This is a genomic window from Streptomyces huiliensis (genome assembly GCF_020037025.1).
GTDB classification, from domain to species: domain Bacteria; phylum Actinomycetota; class Actinomycetes; order Streptomycetales; family Streptomycetaceae; genus Streptomyces; species Streptomyces huiliensis.
The window spans coordinates 1-15665 of record NZ_JAIQLH010000194.1 but is presented as its reverse complement, the minus strand read 5'-3'; the positions used below and the strand labels follow the sequence as shown (position 1 = coordinate 15665).

At 75.6% G+C, this 15665-nt stretch carries 19 protein-coding genes; 13 read left to right on the top strand and 6 right to left on the bottom strand.

Annotated features, from left to right (window positions below):
• The coding region (locus JNW98_RS27015; RefSeq protein ID WP_223770914.1) for a sensor histidine kinase at positions 1 to 1229 on the bottom strand (1229 nt) is incomplete at its 3' end.
• A 145-nt stretch (positions 1230 to 1374) separates the two neighbouring features.
• Positions 1375 to 1815 (bottom strand): hypothetical protein, encoded by a 441-nt coding sequence (locus JNW98_RS27010; RefSeq protein ID WP_372459331.1) that lies wholly within the window; start codon positions 1813 to 1815, stop codon positions 1375 to 1377.
• Between the two features lie 71 nt (positions 1816 to 1886).
• Here JNW98_RS27010 and JNW98_RS27005 point away from each other — a divergent pair, with 71 nt between their 5' ends.
• The 5 genes from JNW98_RS27005 to JNW98_RS26985 all read left to right on the top strand — a co-directional run bounded on the left by JNW98_RS27005 (position 1887) and on the right by JNW98_RS26985 (position 4879).
• Complete coding sequence (locus JNW98_RS27005) at positions 1887 to 2570, top strand: TetR/AcrR family transcriptional regulator (protein ID WP_223770918.1); 684 nt, start codon at positions 1887 to 1889, stop codon at positions 2568 to 2570.
• Between the two features lie 156 nt (positions 2571 to 2726).
• The gene (locus JNW98_RS27000; protein ID WP_223770913.1) at positions 2727 to 3038 is read left to right on the top strand and encodes a hypothetical protein; all 312 of its coding nucleotides are present in this window, start codon (positions 2727 to 2729) and stop codon (positions 3036 to 3038) included.
• On the top strand, positions 3035 to 3445 hold the full coding sequence (locus JNW98_RS26995; protein ID WP_223770912.1) for a hypothetical protein: 411 nt from the start codon (positions 3035 to 3037) through the stop codon (positions 3443 to 3445). The genes JNW98_RS27000 and JNW98_RS26995 overlap by 4 nt, the downstream gene beginning before the upstream one ends.
• A gap of 80 nt (positions 3446 to 3525) precedes the next feature.
• A complete protein-coding gene (locus JNW98_RS26990; RefSeq protein ID WP_223770911.1) occupies positions 3526 to 3939 on the top strand; it encodes a nuclear transport factor 2 family protein in 414 nt (137 codons plus the stop codon).
• A gap of 220 nt (positions 3940 to 4159) precedes the next feature.
• The gene (locus JNW98_RS26985; RefSeq protein WP_223770910.1) at positions 4160 to 4879 is read left to right on the top strand and encodes a B3/B4 domain-containing protein; all 720 of its coding nucleotides are present in this window, start codon (positions 4160 to 4162) and stop codon (positions 4877 to 4879) included.
• 13 nt (positions 4880 to 4892) lie between these two features.
• On the opposite strand, the gene JNW98_RS26980 is transcribed toward JNW98_RS26985, so the two are convergent.
• Positions 4893 to 5894 carry an AraC family transcriptional regulator gene (locus JNW98_RS26980; RefSeq protein ID WP_223770917.1) on the bottom strand — a complete coding sequence of 334 codons (1002 nt, stop codon included), beginning with the start codon at positions 5892 to 5894 and terminating at the stop codon, positions 4893 to 4895.
• A gap of 127 nt (positions 5895 to 6021) precedes the next feature.
• Here JNW98_RS26980 and JNW98_RS26975 point away from each other — a divergent pair, with 127 nt between their 5' ends.
• Entirely contained in the window at positions 6022 to 6534 is a 513-nt protein-coding gene (locus tag JNW98_RS26975) for an anthrone oxygenase family protein (protein WP_223770909.1), read from the top strand.
• Positions 6535 to 6615: 81 nt separating this feature from the next.
• Here the strand turns inward: JNW98_RS26975 and JNW98_RS26970 are convergent, their stop codons facing one another.
• On the bottom strand, positions 6616 to 7062 hold the full coding sequence (locus JNW98_RS26970; protein WP_223770908.1) for a nitroreductase family deazaflavin-dependent oxidoreductase: 447 nt from the start codon (positions 7060 to 7062) through the stop codon (positions 6616 to 6618).
• Positions 7063 to 7270: 208 nt separating this feature from the next.
• Positions 7271 to 8512, bottom strand: coding sequence for an MFS transporter (locus JNW98_RS26965; protein ID WP_372459332.1), 1242 nt, complete (start codon positions 8510 to 8512; stop codon positions 7271 to 7273).
• A 179-nt stretch (positions 8513 to 8691) separates the two neighbouring features.
• Here JNW98_RS26965 and JNW98_RS26960 point away from each other — a divergent pair, with 179 nt between their 5' ends.
• Both JNW98_RS26960 and JNW98_RS26955 read left to right on the top strand, forming a co-directional pair.
• Positions 8692 to 9069 (top strand): helix-turn-helix domain-containing protein, encoded by a 378-nt coding sequence (locus JNW98_RS26960; protein ID WP_223770907.1) that lies wholly within the window; start codon positions 8692 to 8694, stop codon positions 9067 to 9069.
• 85 nt (positions 9070 to 9154) lie between these two features.
• Positions 9155 to 10636, top strand: a complete 1482-nt coding sequence (locus JNW98_RS26955; RefSeq protein ID WP_223770906.1) for an aminotransferase class I/II-fold pyridoxal phosphate-dependent enzyme — start codon at positions 9155 to 9157, stop codon at positions 10634 to 10636.
• A 177-nt stretch (positions 10637 to 10813) separates the two neighbouring features.
• Here JNW98_RS26955 and JNW98_RS26950 read toward each other — a convergent pair whose 3' ends face one another.
• Positions 10814 to 10987 carry a CsbD family protein gene (locus JNW98_RS26950; protein ID WP_223770905.1) on the bottom strand — a complete coding sequence of 58 codons (174 nt, stop codon included), beginning with the start codon at positions 10985 to 10987 and terminating at the stop codon, positions 10814 to 10816.
• Between the two features lie 146 nt (positions 10988 to 11133).
• Between JNW98_RS26950 and JNW98_RS26945 the strand changes: the two genes are divergently transcribed.
• The 5 genes from JNW98_RS26945 to JNW98_RS26925 all read left to right on the top strand — a co-directional run bounded on the left by JNW98_RS26945 (position 11134) and on the right by JNW98_RS26925 (position 15620).
• Positions 11134 to 12099 carry an LLM class F420-dependent oxidoreductase gene (locus JNW98_RS26945; RefSeq protein WP_223770904.1) on the top strand — a complete coding sequence of 322 codons (966 nt, stop codon included), beginning with the start codon at positions 11134 to 11136 and terminating at the stop codon, positions 12097 to 12099.
• Entirely contained in the window at positions 12096 to 12833 is a 738-nt protein-coding gene (locus JNW98_RS26940) for a HemK2/MTQ2 family protein methyltransferase (RefSeq protein ID WP_223770903.1), read from the top strand. Before JNW98_RS26945 ends, JNW98_RS26940 begins: the two co-directional genes overlap by 4 nt.
• A complete protein-coding gene (locus tag JNW98_RS36705) occupies positions 12814 to 13176 on the top strand; it encodes a CDGSH iron-sulfur domain-containing protein (protein ID WP_308015670.1) in 363 nt (120 codons plus the stop codon). Before JNW98_RS26940 ends, JNW98_RS36705 begins: the two co-directional genes overlap by 20 nt.
• 59 nt (positions 13177 to 13235) lie before the next feature.
• Positions 13236 to 14282 carry an iron-containing redox enzyme family protein gene (locus tag JNW98_RS26930; RefSeq protein ID WP_223770902.1) on the top strand — a complete coding sequence of 349 codons (1047 nt, stop codon included), beginning with the start codon at positions 13236 to 13238 and terminating at the stop codon, positions 14280 to 14282.
• Positions 14283 to 14393: 111 nt separating this feature from the next.
• Positions 14394 to 15620: a glycosyltransferase 87 family protein gene (locus JNW98_RS26925; RefSeq protein ID WP_223770901.1), complete on the top strand. Its 1227-nt coding sequence runs from the start codon at positions 14394 to 14396 to the stop codon at positions 15618 to 15620.
• Positions 15621 to 15665 lie beyond the last annotated feature (45 nt).

The window sequence follows — 15665 nt, the reverse complement described above, 5'->3', positions numbered from 1 at the left end:
GGCGGGTCGGGCGACGGGCCGGGCGCCGCCGTCGGCAGCCGGACCTCGACCGTCGTGCCGCGGCCGGGCGCGCTGTCCATCGTGAACCGCCCACCCGCGCTCTCGACCCGTACGGAGTGGCTGGCCAGGCCGATGTGACCGGCCCGCAGCCGTTCCCGGACGACGCGGGGGTCGAAGCCGACGCCGTCGTCGCGGACGGTCAGCACGGTCTCGTCCCCCTCGGTGGCCAGGGTCAGCCGGACGTCGGCGGCCCGCGCGTGCCGGACGATGTTGCGGAGGAGCTCCCGGGCGGTGGAGTAGAGCAGGGCCTCGTGGCCGACGCGGCCGGGCAGCCGCACGTCGTAGTGGACGCGGAAGCCGCCGCGCCGCGCGAACCGCTCCCCCGCCGCCTCCAGCGCGGCGCCCAGCCCGGCGGCGGCGAGGATCTGCGGATGCAGGTTGAAGATGATCTCCCGCATCTCCCGGACGGTGCGCCGCACTTCGTCCCGGGCCCGGTCGAGGGCGGCGCGGGCCGCGGGGTCGGTGACGGCGCCCTCGGCCTCCTCCAGGTCGTGCAGGGCGGCCAGCAGCGTCTGCACGGCGCCGTCGTGCAGGGCGTCGGCGACCCGGGACCGTTCGCGGGTTTCGGCGGCGAGCGCGTCGTCGAGGAGCAGTTCGCGGGTGCGGAGCAGTTCGGCCACCCGCCGGCTGCGCCGGGCCAGCAGGACCGCGATGAGCACGGAGGCGCAGACCGTCCACAGCAGGTACGCCTCGTCGACGACGATGTCCCAGGACTCCCCCGCCGGGTGCGTCAGGGCGTGCGGCACCGACATCGCCGCGTAGCAGACCATGCAGGCGGCCCCGAAGACGGCCGTGACCTTCGGCATCTGCCACAGGACGGTGGCCGTGGACCACAGGAAGTAGGCGTAGCGGACCGGGGAGTCCGGGCCGCCGGAGACCGCGGCGAGGGCCGTGATCAGCGCCAGGTCGACGACGAGGGCGCCCGCGGCGCCGCGCACGTCGGCCACCGGGCGGCGCCGGATCCACACCATCCGGCCGACGGCCCAGACGAGGTAGGCGACGAGCAGGCCGTCGAACCAGTGCCGGTACGAGACGTCGGGCGGCCGGCGTCCCGCCATGACCAGGGGCACGGTCATGGCGAGCCGGATCCACGCCACGCGGCGGGCGGAGAGGGCCGTGGTGCCGCCCACCCGTTCCTCGCGCCGCTCCTCGCGCGGGCGGGCGGTCATCGGGGCCCGCCCCGCCGGGCCGTCCCGGAACGCCCGGCCGGCCCGCCTCCGTCCCGTCTCGCCCGGCACCGCACGGTTCGACCCTAGACCGGCTCCCCCGCCCCCGCCGCCCGGCGGACCGGCCACCGGACGGCTCGGGCCCTCGTCAGGAGTCGGTCCCGGCGGCGGGCCGCGACGGACCGGCGGACGCCAGAAGAGCCGCGAACGCGAGCGGAGCCACCACCTGGTAGCCCAGCCACACCTCGCCCCCGGCGGTGCCACCCCGCCACGCCACCAGCAGCCCGGCGAGCGTGGCCAGTGCCCAGCCGCCGTCGTAGGTGATCATCAGCCGCAGGAAGGCGGGCAGCGGCCGGCGGCGCACGTACGCGATCTCGATCCCGCCGCCGATCAGCAGGGCGGCGCCGGTGGCGGCGGGCAGCCAGGCCGGCACGCCGAGCAGATCGCCGGTCCCGGAGGCGGCGAGCACGAACACGGCGCCGAGCACCACCTTGAAGACGCCGTCGGCGAGCGCCCCCGCCCACATGCGCGCCGTCGACGACGCTTCCGCCCGTGTCCCGCTCCGACTCGCGGCCTTGGTCCTGGTCATGAACGCGCCTCCTTGATGGCGTCCCGCTTCCACTTCCGTAACCTCATTATTAGAATAATCGCACTATGCGAATGACAAGAGCCGAGACCAAGGAACGCAACCGCCGGGCCCTGCTGGACGCCGCACTGGAGGTCGTCTCCCGGGACGGCTACCGCGCCCGGCTCGACGAGATCGCGGAGCGGGCCGGGCTGACGACGGGGGCCGTCTACTCGCTGTTCGGCAGCAAGAGCGGCCTGGTGGTGGCCCTGGTCACCGAGCGCCTGCGACCCCACTACGAGGAGATCGCGGAGGCGGTCCCCGACGACGCGGACCTCCGGCAGGCGGCCGAGGCCTTCGCCCGCTACTACCGGCGCGGCTGCGACGCCCCCGACGCGCGGGCCGCCGTGTCGCTGCAGATCACCCTGCTGGACATGGCCGTGCACGACCCCGAGCTGGGCACCCGGCTGGCCGCTGCCGTCCGGGAGCAGGAGAGCAACCTGGCCGCGGTGTTCACCGGCAGGCCGCACGGCGGAGGCGTCGTGACGCCGCGTCAGGCGCGGCGGCTGGCCACCGCGCTCCGGGGCCTGTTCGTCGGCCTCAGCCAGGGCGTCGTCCTCGGCCTCGCCCCCGGCGCCGACGAGCGGTTCTTCGCCGACGCCGCCCGCGCCCTGGTGTCGGACGCGTCGCTCGTCGACGAAACCGCCGACGCCGACGATCCAGGCGACGCGGACGACGCCGACGGCACAGACAGCGAAGACGGCACCAACGGCGCGTGACCACGCCCCCGACGCCCTCACCGACACGCCCCGCACACGATGTCAACAACCGGGCGGACGGCGCGCATTGTGCGGGCAGTGGCCCGGGCCCCGGCGCGCGCCACCGCGTCACCCGACGGGCGGTGCGCCCGGGGGCGGCTCCCGTAGTATTCGACCATGGGCGACGAGCAGACCCCCGATTTCGAGCGGATCAGCATCACGGTTCCCCGCGAGCTCGCCGAGCAGTTGCGCGGCCTGAAGGACGCGAACGTCATCGAGTCCGTGTCCGCCTTCGTGACGAGAACGCTGGCCGGCCAGATCGACCGCGACCGCCGCCACCGCGAGAGCGAGGAGCGGCTGCGGCAGGACTTCGGCCTGGACGAGGAGTCCATCGCCCTGGCCCGCCAGTGGGCCGACGACGCCACGGGCCGTCGCACCCGGCTGCCGCTCGACCAGTACATCGCCACCCGCCGGAGCAGCGCCGCGTGACCGTCGACGCGGTGACGGGCGTCGTCCTCGACGCCGGCTTCCTCTGCGACCTGGCCACCGACCGCAGGATCGAGCACGAGGTCCTCGCGGACCGGTGGAGCTGGCACGCCGTCTCGGTCAACGTGCCGCAGACCGAGCTCGTCCTCGCCGAGCGCGAGAAGCCCGGCCGCGCCCGGGCCGCGCTGGAACTGCTGCTGGCCCGCTGCGGCCCGTCGGTGCTCATCCGGCCGCTGGACCTGGCGGCCGTCGAGGCGGCGGGGGCGATGATGCGGCGGTACGGGCTCGACGACATCGCCCTCGCGCACACGGCCGCCGTCGCGGTGCCCTCCGGCTGGACCGTCTTCACCACCGCTCCCGAGCGCTACCGGACGCTCGGCGACGCCGTCGACGTCTTCGGCCTCACCTGACCCGCTCGCTCTCCCACCCGGCCCGCCACCGCGCGCGGGCACCTTCCCCGTCCCCCGGCCGGGCCCCTACCCTGACGGCCATGACGGCCACCCCGCGGCACCCCAACGTCGAGACCGCCGTCCGCTACCACGCGGCGGTGGCGAGCCAGGCCACCGGCGAGGAGCTGGCGCGTTTCTTCCATCCGGACGCGGTGCAGCGCGAGTACCCCAACGCCCTGGCCCCCGACGGCGCCGTCCGCGACCTGCCCGCCATCCTGGCGGCGGCGGAGCGGGGCCGCGCGGTACTGAGCGAGCAGGCGTTCGACATCGTCGAGGCGGTCGCGGCCGGCGACACCGTCGCCCTGGAGGCCGTCTGGCGGGGCACGCTCGCCGTGCCGCTGGGCACGCTGCCCGCCGGGCACGAGCTGCGGGCGCGCCTCGCCGTGTTCCTGGAGTTCCGCGACGGCAGGATCGTCGCGCAGCGCAACTACGACTGCTTCGACCGTCTCGCGTAGGACGGGCGGTCGGCCCGGTCGCGAACGAGCGGGACGCAGCGCCGTCGGCGATCCGGCCGCCTGACCGCCACCCGCCCGCTGCCGGGCGGTCGGTCGCGCCCGAGCCGCCCGGCAGCACGTCACATGGCGACACCCACCGGAACACCATGACGACCGATTCCACTGCGGTGCATCCTGTGGCACTCTAGAGTTCATTGCACTGAACTCGCCAAGGAGCCGCATGTCCGCCGCCACCGCCGATCTCAAGAGCCTGCTCGACGCCGCCGTCATTGACCCCGCGGTGCACGCGCTGCGGCCCGACTACCGGGCGCTCCTCGTCGCCGCCGAGGGCCTCAGGCCCGGGCCGAGCGACGCCGCGAGCGAGCGGCTGCTGGCGGCGGCCGAGGAGTCCGCCCGCCGCCGCTTCGCCGACGCGCCGCCCGAGGAGCACCCGCACCTGGCGGCCTGGCGGGAGGCGTTCCGCGCGTTCGGCGCCAAGCCGCAGCGGACCCGGCCGAGCGCCGAGGCCCTGATCCGCCGCGCCCCCGCGGGCCTGCCGCGCGTGGACCGGCTCACCGACGTCTACAACGCGGTCTCCGTCGCCCACGTCCTGCCGCTCGGCGGCGAGGACCTGGACCACTACGCCGGCGCGCCCCGGCTGGTGCGGGCCGGCGGCGACGAGCCGTTCGAGACCACGGCGGGCGGGGAGGCAGCCGTCGAGCACTGCCCGCCCGGCGAGGTCGTCTGGCGGGACGACGCGGGCGTCACCTGCCGCCGCTGGAACTGGCGCCAGTGCACCCGCACCCGGCTGACCGGCACCACCACCCGGGCGCTGTTCATCCTCGACGCGCTCGGACCGATGAGCGACGCGGAGCTCGACGCGGCGGGGCACGCGCTGACCGAGGCACTGCTGGAGACCAGCCCGGGGGCGGTCCTGGCCTCCCGGCTGCTCACCACGTGAGGACGCGCCGCCGTCACCCGCCGGCCCCCGGCGCCCGGACGGCGTCGCGGTGCCGGGCGGGGCTGAGGCCGCGGACGCGCTTGAAGGCCGCGCTGAGCGCGAAGGCGCTGCCGTAGCCGACCTGCCGGGCGACGGCGGCCAGGGTGGCGTCGGAGGAGGCGAGGAGGTCGGCGGCGAGGGACAGCCGCCAGTCGGTGAGGTACGCCATCGGCGGCTCGCCCACCAGCTCGGTGAAGCGACGGGCGAGGACCGCCCGGGAGACGCCGGCCTCGGCGGCGAGGGCGGCGACCGTCCACGGCCGGGCGGGGTCGGCGTGCAGCAGTCCCAGCGCGGGGCCCACCACCGGGTCGCCGTGGGCGCGGTACCAGGCGGGGGCGTCGGCGCCCTGCCGCGTGAACCATGCGCGCAGCGCTCCGATCAGGATGAGGTCGAGGAGCCGGTCCAGGACGGCGGCCTGCCCGGGTTCGTCACGGGCCATCTCGTCCCGCAGCAGCGGCAGCAGGGGCGAGTGCCAGTCCTCGGCGGTCAGCAGGAGCACGCCCGGCAGGGTGCGCAGCAGGCGCCGGCTGACCTCGCCGGGCAGCTGGTAGGTACCGCTGACCAGTGCGTGCGCGGCGTCGGGGCGCTCGCCCCAGGTCCGTACGCCGCGGTGGAGTTCCACGCACAGTCCGGCCCCGGACGGGTCCGTCGTCACCTGGCCCGGGTGGACGGTCACGCGGGGCTCGGTCGACGGGTCGTCGGCGACCGTGTACGGCTCGGGGCCGCGGACGACCGCCAGGTCGCCGGGGCGCAGCCGGACGGGCGGCCGCCGGTCGCGCACGATCCAGCCTTCGCCGCGGACCATGGTCAGGACGGTCAGCGGCGCTTCGTCCCGGACGTGGATCGCCCACGGCGGGTCGAACACCGAGCGCAGCAGGAAGGCGCCCCGCGCCCGGGCCCCGGCGAGGAGCGCGCCGAGCGCGTCCTCACCCGCCGGTGCGGGAGCACCCGCCGACGCGGGACCGACCGCCGCCATGAGGTCCGCCGGACTCTCGCGTATGCGGCCGAGCTTCTCGCTCATGGCCGCGGGCGGGCCCGGCCGGTTGACTGGCGGCACGGCACTGCGAACGGGGGTTTCGGATATGGCGGGCGTGACGGGTGTAATGGGTGTGTCTGGGCTACGCACTGCGGTCCTGTTCGGGGCGGTGGTGACCACCGGGCTCGGCGCCGGACTGTTCTACTCCTATGCCTGCTCCGTGATGCCGGGGCTGGCCCGGAGCGACGACCGGAGTTTCGTCGAGGTGATGCGGCGGATCAACACGGCCATCCTCAACGGGTGGTTCATGCTCTCCTTCCTCGGTTCGCTGGCGCTGATCGCGCTCGCCGCCCTGCTGGAGCTGCGCGGCGGCAGCCGCGCCGTGCTCGGGTGGATCGCGGCGGCCGCCGCCTTCCAGCTGGCCGTGCTGGTGATCACCGGCACGGTCAACGTACCGCTCAACAACCGGCTGGAGGCGGCCGGTACGCCGGACGGCGCCGCAGCTCTCGCCGCCGTCCGCAGCGCCTTCGAGGGCCCCTGGGTGCGCTGGAACCTGGTCCGCGCGCTGACGTCCACGGCGTCCTTCGCCTGCGTCTCCTGGGCGCTCCTGCTGTCCGCCCGCACCCCGCCCGCCGACTGACGGAACACCCGACCGCGGCCGGGGCGGCGGGTGCCGGAGCCGCGCCGCCACCGCCGTCCACGCACGGGCCCGCGCCCGGGCTCAGTGCCCGTCGGGTGTCCGCTCCAGGACGAAGACGGGGATCTCCCGGTCGGTCTTCTCCTGGTAGTCCGCGTAGTCGGGGTAGGCGGCCACCGCCCGCTCCCACCAGCGGGCCTTCTCCTCGCCGGTGACCTCGCGGGCCGTCACGTCCTGGCGCAGCGGGCCGTCCTGGAGTTCGGCCCGGGGGTCGGCCTTGAGGTTGTGGTACCAGACGGGGTGCTTGGGGGCGCCGCCCAGGGACGCGACGACGGCGTACTTGCCCTCGTGCTCGACCCGCATGACGGGCGTCTTGCGGAGCTTGCCGCTCTTCGCGCCGAGCGTGGTGAGGACGACGACGGGCATGTCGCGCAGCGTCGTCCCCTCGGTTCCGCCGGAGCTCTCGTACAGCTCGACCTGGTCCCTGACCCACTGCTCGGGGCTCGGTTCGTACTCGCCTTTCAGCGGCATGGGTGCTGCCCTTCCGTCGGTGACTCTGTCGGGTGACGCCGTTCGATGACGCCGCGTGCGTGACGCCGTGCGGTGGTCCCGTACGGCTCACACGGGCTCAGGCATACCCGCGCGGCCCGGGAGTTCACCGCCCGCCGTCGTGTCGACGCAACCGAGCGGGGCCGGGAAGCATTCCCGGCCCCGCTCGACCGACGTACCCGCGGCCCGGTCAGACGGTCGCGGACGGGCGGTCCCGGCGCGCCAGGACGGTCAGCCCCCCGGCCACCGCCGCCGCCGCGAGGACCGCGGCGAAGACCGTCGCCCCGGTGGGCAGCCCGACCGCGTCGCTGAGGAAGCCGGCGGCGACGGGCAGGGTGCCCGCCGGGACGTAACCGCCCACGTTCATGGCCGCGTTCGCCTCGGCGAGCCGGCGGGCCGGGATCGTGCTGTTGAGCAGGGAGAGCCCGCCGAGCTGCCCCATGCCCTGGCCGGCGCCGGCGAGGAGGACGGCGGCGGCGAGGAAGCCGGCCGAGGAGAGCCGCACGGCGGCGACGAGGGCGGCCATGGCCAGCACGGTGCTCAGGGCGCCGGCGAGCAGGACGTTCCGGGGGCGCAGTCGGCGGACGGCGAACTGGACGCCGGTGGCGGCGAGGAACATCACGAAGGCCATGGCGCCGGCCACCACCCGGTTGGTGGTGTCGAGGAGGTTGGAGAGCAGGGAGGGGCCGAGGGAGAGCACGAACGAGGTGGCGGTGATGCCGGGGGCGAAGACGGCGACGCCGCGCAGCAGGTCGCCGCCGCGGCCGCGGGGGACGCCGGGCACCCGGATCCAGGAGCCGCCGCTGCCGCCGGCCGGCCGCGGGAGGGGCATGCGCAGGACGACGGCGAGGGCCAGGACGAGGAGGACGGCCTCGACGGCGAAGACGGTGGTGGTGGGGGCGGGCAGGGTCTCGGAGAGCACGCCGGCCAGCAGCGGGCCGAGGCCCGCGCCGAGCACCATCGCGGTGGAGGCGAGCAGCGCCGCCTGGGACCGGCGCGCGGGCCCGGCCACGTCGGAGACGGCCGCCATGCCGGTGGAGACGACCGCTCCGACGGCGATCCCGGTGAGCAGCCGGGCGGCCATCAGGGCCGCGACGGAGGACGCGGTGGCGAAGATCCCGCAGGCGACGAGGGCGAGGAGCACCGCCGGGACCAGGACCGGCCGGCGGCCGATGCGGTCGGAGAGGATGCCCGAGACGAGGAGCGAGCCGATCAGTCCGACGATGTAGCAGGCGAAGACGAGGGTGAGGGTCCCGCGGGAGAAGCCGATGTCCCGCTGCCAGAGCGCGTAGAGCGGTGTCGCGGCGTTGGACAGCACGAACACGGCCGTCACGGGCCAGGCGGCCGCCCACACCCACCACCCGGGGGCGGTGGCCCCGGCGGGGGCGGGCGCCTGGCGGGCGGGTCGTGCGGGCACGGGGGCGAGCCGAATGTCCGTCACCGGAGCTCCTTCTGCGGGTGGTTCGAGGAATCGAGGGCGCGCCGGGGCACGCCGGCGCACCGCCTGCGGCGCTCGGGGCGCCGCTGTACGAGTTGTTTCGAACTTAGCATGCAGTACGATCAAACTCGTACAGCTCGTCGAACGCATCGCCCCCGGAAGTGAGGAAGCGGATGACCACCGCCCGTCCCGCCCCCGTCTTCACCGTCCCCCCGGAGCCGGCCGGCACGCCGGACCCGCTGCCCGAGCCCGACGTGGCGGACCTGCGGCTGGAGACCGTCCTCGGCGCGCTGAGCGATCCGCTGCGGCTGCGCATCGTCCGCCGGCTGCTGCTGGAGTCCGAGGCGTTCGACCACCCGTGCGGCTGGTTCGGCCTCGACCGGCCCAAGTCCTCGCTGACCCACCACTTCAAGGCGCTGCGCGAGGCCGGGGTCACCCGGCAGCGCCAGTACGGCCTGGAGCGGCGCAGCCAGGTGCGGGTGGCGGACCTGGAGGCCCGCTTCCCCGGGCTGCTCGCGCTGGTGGCCGACTGGACCCCGGCGTCCGGCTGACCGGCCTCTTCGGGGAGGCCGAGTTTCCCCCGCGGGCGTCGGGTCACACTCGTAGCGAACGTCGCCGGCCGTCCGGAGGGAACCGATGGACCACACGCAGGCCCCCGTCCTGGAAGCACTCGTCGCCTACCACGAGGCCGGCCGGCTCCCGTTCACCCCTCCCGGCCACAAGCAGGCCAGGGGCGCCGATCCGGCCGCCCGGCGGGAGCTGGGCGAGTCGGTGTTCCGCTCGGACGTCCTGGCCTCCGGCGGCCTGGACGACCGGCGCACCAGCGGGCGGGTCCTGGAGCGGGCGGAGGCCCTGATGGCCGACGCCGTCCACGCCGAGCACACGTTCTTCACCACGTGCGGCAGCTCGCTGTCGGTCAAGGCCGCGATGCTGGCCGTCGCCAGCCCGCACGAGGAGCTGCTGGTGGGCCGGGACGCGCACAAGTCCGTGGTCGCCGGGCTGATCCTGGCGGGCATCCACCCGGTGTGGGTCGAGCCGGAGTGGGACGCGGAGCGGCACCTCGCCCACCCGCCGTCGGCCGCGGCGTTCGAACGGGCCTTCGCGGCGCACCCGGACGCGCGCGGCGCGCTGGTCACCAGCCCGACCCCGTACGGGTCCTGCGCCGACCTGGCGGGCATCGCCGAGGTCTGCCACCGGCGGGGGCGGCCGCTCATCGTGGACGAGGCGTGGGGCGCCCACCTCCCGTTCCACCCCGACCTGCCGACGTGGGCGATGGACGCGGGCGCCGACGTGTGCGTGACCAGCATCCACAAGATGGGCAGCGGCCTGGAGCAGGGCTCGGTCTTCCACCTCCAGGGCGACCTGATCGACCCGGCGGCGCTGAAGTCCCGCGCCGACCTGCTGGGCACCACCAGCCCGTCCGTCCTCATCCTCGCCGGGATCGACGGCTGGCGGCGGCAGATGATGCTGCACGGCCGCGAACTGCTCGACCGCACGCTGGAACTGGCGGCGTCGGTGCGCAAGAAGATCGAGCGGATCGACGGGCTGCACGTGAACGACCGGGCCGACTTCACCGGCACCGGGCTGGCGGCGGACCTGGACCCGCTCCCCGTGATCATCGACATGGCGGAGCTCGGCACCACCGGCTACCGGGCGGCGGACTGGCTGCGCGACCGGCACCGCATCGACCTGCACCTCGTCGACCACCGGCGGATCAGCGCCCAGCTCACCCACGCCGACGACGAGGAGACCGCCCGGACCCTGCTCGACGCGCTGCGAGACCTGTCCGAGCACGCCTCCGGGCTGCGGCCGGCGCCCGCCGTCAACGTGCCGTCCCCGCACGACCTGCGCATGGCACAGGATCAGCCGCCCCGGGACGCCTACTTCGGTCCCGTCGAGGACGTCCCCTACGACCGGGCCGAGGGCCGGATCGCCGCCGAGATGCTGACGCCCTACCCGCCGGGCATTCCCACGGCCCTGCCCGGCGAACGCCTCACCAGGCCGGTCCTGGAGTACCTGCGCACCGGGATCGAGGCGGGGATGCACCTGCCGGACGCGGCCGACCCGGAGCTGCGGACCGTCCGGGTGACGCGGGAGGGCGGGACGCCCGGCTCCTGACCGACCGGCCCGGCGCCCGACCGGCCAGACTCCCCGCCGGCCCTGCTCCCGACCGGCCCGGAGCGCCGCCCGCGGCGCGCGAAGGTCCCGGACGCCGGGCGTCCGGGACCTCGGTGACGATCTCGCTTCACTCGGTGACAATCTCGCTTCAGGGGCGGCGGTCCGCCGCGCCCCTGATCACTTCTTCATGGTGCGCCGTACGTCCTCCGCCGTCTCCCGAACGTCTCCCTTGGTCTTCTCGGTGCGGCCCTCGGCCTGCATCCGCCGGTCGTCGACCACACGCCCGGCGGTCTCCTTCACCTGGCCCTTGATCTGCTCCGCCTTGGCCTTGGCCTTGCGTTTGGCGCTCATCGCGCGCCTTCCTTTCGAGAGGTGTGACGCCCCCCTCACGGCCGAGTGTGCCGCGCCGGATCACCGCGCGCACGTCCCGTTCGGCCGAACGGCTCGGGGGCGGCGGCACGCGTTTCCCCCGGGGCGCTCAGGGCACTCGGGGGTGCATGGTGCACATCGGCTACACAATGATGACCGAGCAGGCCGGGCCGCTGGAGCTGGTCGAGCACGTGGTGGGTGCCGAGAAGGCGGGTTTCGACTTCTCCGTCACGTCCGACCACTACTTCCCCTGGCTCGCCTCCCAGGGCCACGCCTCGAACGCCTGGGCCGTCCTGGGCGCCGCGGCGCGGGCGACCTCGCGGATCCCGCTGATGACGTACGTGACCTGTCCGACGGTCCGCTACCACCCGGCCGTGGTCGCCCAGCAGGCGGCGACGGTGCAGCTGCTGTCCGAGGGCCGGTTCCGGCTGGGCCTGGGGTCGGGAGAGAACCTCAACGAGCACGTGGTGGGCGGCGGTTGGCCGTCGCCGGACGTCCGGCTGGAGATGCTGGAGGAGGCGACCGGGATCATCCGGGCCCTGTTGGAGGGCCGCACCCTGACGCACCACGGCCCGCACTACGACGTCGAGCACGCGAAACTGTGGGACCTGCCGGAGACCGCCCCGCCGATCGGCATCGCGGTGTCCGGCGAGCGGTCGTGCAGGCTGGCCGGGCACCTGGCCGACCTGGTCATCGCCACCGAGCCGAAGAAGGAGCTGCTGGACGCCTTCGACCGGCACGGCGGCGCCGGGAAGCCCCGCGTGGGGCAGCTGCCCGTCTGCTACGACACCGACCGGGACGCGGCGATCGAGCGGGCCCACGACCAGTTCCGCTGGTTCGGCCTGGGCTGGAAGGTCAACTCCGAGCTGCGGGACGACCGCGGGTTCACCGCCGCGACCCAGTTCGTGACCAAGGACGACATCGCCGAGAGCATCGCCTGCGGGTCGAAGGTGGAGGACTTCGTCGAGGCCGTCCGGCCGTACGCGGAAGCCGGGTTCGAGGAGATCGCGCTGGTCCAGATCGGCGGCGGACACCAGGAGTCGTTTCTGAAATGGTCGACCGACGAACTGCTGCCCGCGCTGCGGGAACTGTGACGGCCCCAGAGGTCCCGCCCACCGTGCGCCAGGCCCCGGAGCCGGCCGCCGGAAGCGCCCGGACCCGCCGCGCGCGGCGGCTCGTCCGGCCGCCCGGGGTCTACGCGCCGCAGGACGACTCGCTGCTGCTGGCCGAGGCGCTCGAACGGGAGCCGCTGCCGGCCGGGGCCCGGGTGCTCGACGTCGGGACCGGGACGGGCGCCCTGGCGCTCGCGGCGGCCCGCCGGGGCCGCGGCGTCCGGGTGACGGCCGTCGACGCCTCGCGCCGGGCGGTCCTCACGGCGCGGCTGAACGCCCTGCTCGCCGGGTGCCGCGTCGAGGTGCGGCGGGGCGATCTGCTCGCCCCGGTCGCGGGCCGGCGCTTCGACCTGGTCCTGGCCAACCCCCCGTACGTCCCCTCCCCCGACGGCACCTTCCCGGGGCGGGGGCCGGCGCGCGCCTGGGAGGCGGGGGACGACGGGCGGGCGGTGCTCGACCAGTTGTGCGCGGAGGCGCCGCCGCTGCTGCGGCCGGCCGGGGTGCTGCTGCTGGTGCAGTCGGCGCTGAGCGGCGAGGAGCGGACGCTGGAGCTGCTGCGGCGGTCCGGCATGGCGGCCGAGGTGGTGGACCGCAGGTCCGTGCCGTTCGGGCCGGTCCTGCGCGAGCGCGCCGGCTGGCTGCGGGAGCGCGGGCTGCTGGCGCCGGGGCAGGACAAGGAGGAGCTGGTGGTGATCCGTGGACGGCACGACTCCTGACACGCGGCGGGCGACCGGCCCTGACGTGGGGCGGGCGCCCGGACGTGACGCGGGGCGGGCGCCCGGACGTGATGCGGGGCAGACACCCGGTCCTGACGCGGGGCGGGCGCCCGGGGACGGCGCGCGCCCGGAGGTCCCCCCGGAGCCGCCGAGGCCCGCCCGCCGGATCTCGCGCGAGCCGAACGGCCCGTTCCTCGTCGAGGGGCCGGTGGAAGTGGTCATGGACGACGGCTCGGTCGTGCGCTCGGACCGCCCGGTGGTGGCTCTCTGCACCTGCCGGCGCAGCGAGGAGTTCCCCTGGTGCGACACCAGCCACCGCCGCCGTCGCAGGCCGCGGGCGTGACGGGAGCGGCGCCGGGTACCCGTTCCTTCCGCGAACCCTGCGGACATCGGAGGCTCACGATGCACTGTCCGGCCGCGCGCGGAGAACTGTCCGGCGCGCTCCTGGAACTGTTCGGCCGCGATCCGGGCGACGGCCGGGACCCGCTGCCCGGCGCGCCGGCCGTGGCGGCGGCCGACCCCTACGGGGAGGACGTCCAACTGGCCCTCCACCTCTGCTACGAACTGCACTACCGCGGCCTGCCGGGCGTGTCCGACGCCTGGGAGTGGGACCCGCGCGTGCTGCGGCTGCGGGCCGTGCTGGAGAGCGCCTTCCTGGCGGCGCTGCGGGCCGACGCGCCGGCCGCGGGCGACGTCGACGCGGCGCTGGAGGAGCTGGTCACGGAACCGCCGGACGACGGCGGGGCGGACGGCGCCTCGTACTACCTGCGCGACCACGGCACGTCGGAGCAGTTGCGCGAGTACGCGGTGCACCGCTCCGTCTACCAGCTGAAGGAGGCCGACCCGCACGCCTGGGCCATCCCCCGGCTCACGGGCCAGGCCAAGGCCGGCCTGGTGGCGGTGGAGTACGACGAGTTCGGCGCCGGCCGGGCCGACCGGGTGCACGCGACGCTGTACGCGGACCTGATGCGGGACCTGGGCCTGGACGACACCTACGGCCGCTACGTGGACGCAGTCCCCGCGGTCACCCTGGCCACCGGCAACCTGATGTCGCTCTTCGGCCTGCACCGGGCGCTGCGCGGCTGCCTGGTCGGCCACTTCGCGACGCTGGAGTGCACCTCGCCGCCCGGCTCGCGGCGGCTGGTCCGGGCCATGGAGCGGCTGGGCGCGGGCCCCGCGGCCGTCCGCTTCTACGCCGAGCACGTGTCGGCGGACGCGGTGCACGAGCAGCTCGTGCGGCGCGACGTCGTGGGCGGACTGCTGCGGCAGGAGGCCGGGCTGGCGGCGGACGTGGAGTTCGGCGTCACCGCCACGCTGTGGGTGGAGGGCCGGTTCGAGCGTCATGTCGTGGAGGCGTGGCGGGCGGGCCGGTCGTCGCTGCGGCGCCCGGTGGGCGGGGGCGGGAAGGGGGCGGCGGACGCCCCGGTCGGCGTCGGCGCGGGTCCCTGATCCGCGCGGCGCGGGAGCGGGCACCGCGAAACATCCGCACTCCTGCCTTCCCTGCGACTGTGCACCCCATCTAGACACCACGCGTATACACGGTATGTATAGTCGCTTCTCATGTTCACTGCTCTCGCCCGGCCCGGGCGCCCGGCGGCGCGTATGCGCGGCCGGCGGTGGGACCGGCCGCTGCTCGTCCTCTGCGCCGCCGCGTCGCTGGTGGTGGGCCTGCTGTCCCGCGCCGACACCTCACAGCGGATCTGGGGCCTGACCGCGGCCGCCGGTTACGGGTGCGCGGCCCTGTACGCGGCCCTGCTCCCCCGGCCGTGGGCGCGCGGCCCCGCCGTGACCGCCGTCGTAGGCGCGCTCGTCGTCCCGCTGCTGTGGCTGGTGGTGATCGGCAAGGCGCAGATGGAGGTCGGCGTCGTGGAGCGCGGCGCGGACCTGCTGCTGTCCTCCGGGACCCCGTACGGGCCGGACCCCCGTGAGGTCAGGGACTTCAACCCCTACCTGCCGGGCATGGCGCTGTTCGGCCTGCCGCACGCCCTGTTCGGCGGGGGCGTGTTCACGGGCGCCCGGCTCTGGTTCCTGGGCGGCTTCCTCGCCGCGCTGGCCGCCGCGGCCCGGGCGGCGGGGAGCGGCCGCCGCGCCCTCTGGTGGCTGACGGCCTGTCCGCTCGTCGCGCTGCCGCTCGCCATCGGCGGGGTGGACCCGCCGGTCGTCGGCCTGCTCTGCCTGTCCCTGACCCTCGCCCACCGGGACCGCCCGGTGGCGGCCGGCCTCGCCCTGGGGGCGGCGGCCACCCTCAAGTGGACGGCCTGGCCCGCCCTGCCGGTCCTGGCCGCCCTCTTCGCGGCGCGGCACGGCGGGCGCGCCGCGGCCCGGTGCGCCGCCTGGGCCGTCGGCCCCGCCCTGCTCGCCGTCATACCCGTCGCCCTGGTGGACGGCGCGGCCTTCTGGAAGAACGCCGTGCTGTACCCGCTGGGTCTCGGCGCCGCGCCGTCCACCGCCGAAAGTCCCCTGATCGGGCACCTGATCGCGACCCTCGTGCCGCACGGCGGGGCCGTCGCCGTCGCCCTGCTGCTCCTCGGCGCCGCCGCCGTCGGAGCGTCACTCCTGCTCCGGCCGCCCGCCGACGCCGTCGCCGCTGCCGACCGGCTGGCCCTGGGGCTGGCCGTGGCCATCCTCCTGGCTCCCGCCTCCCGCGTCGGCTACGCCATCTACCCGGTGCTGCTCCTCGCCTGGCCTCGGCTGGCGCTCCGCTCGCGGCGGGCGCGGGAGGCGGCGGATGCGCCGGCCGCGGCGGAACGGGCCGAAGAGAGGGTGTCTTTGACGCGGGCGGCGTGACGGGGGGTGAGATGAGCCCCAGCCCCGCCCTTTCACCGTTTCCTG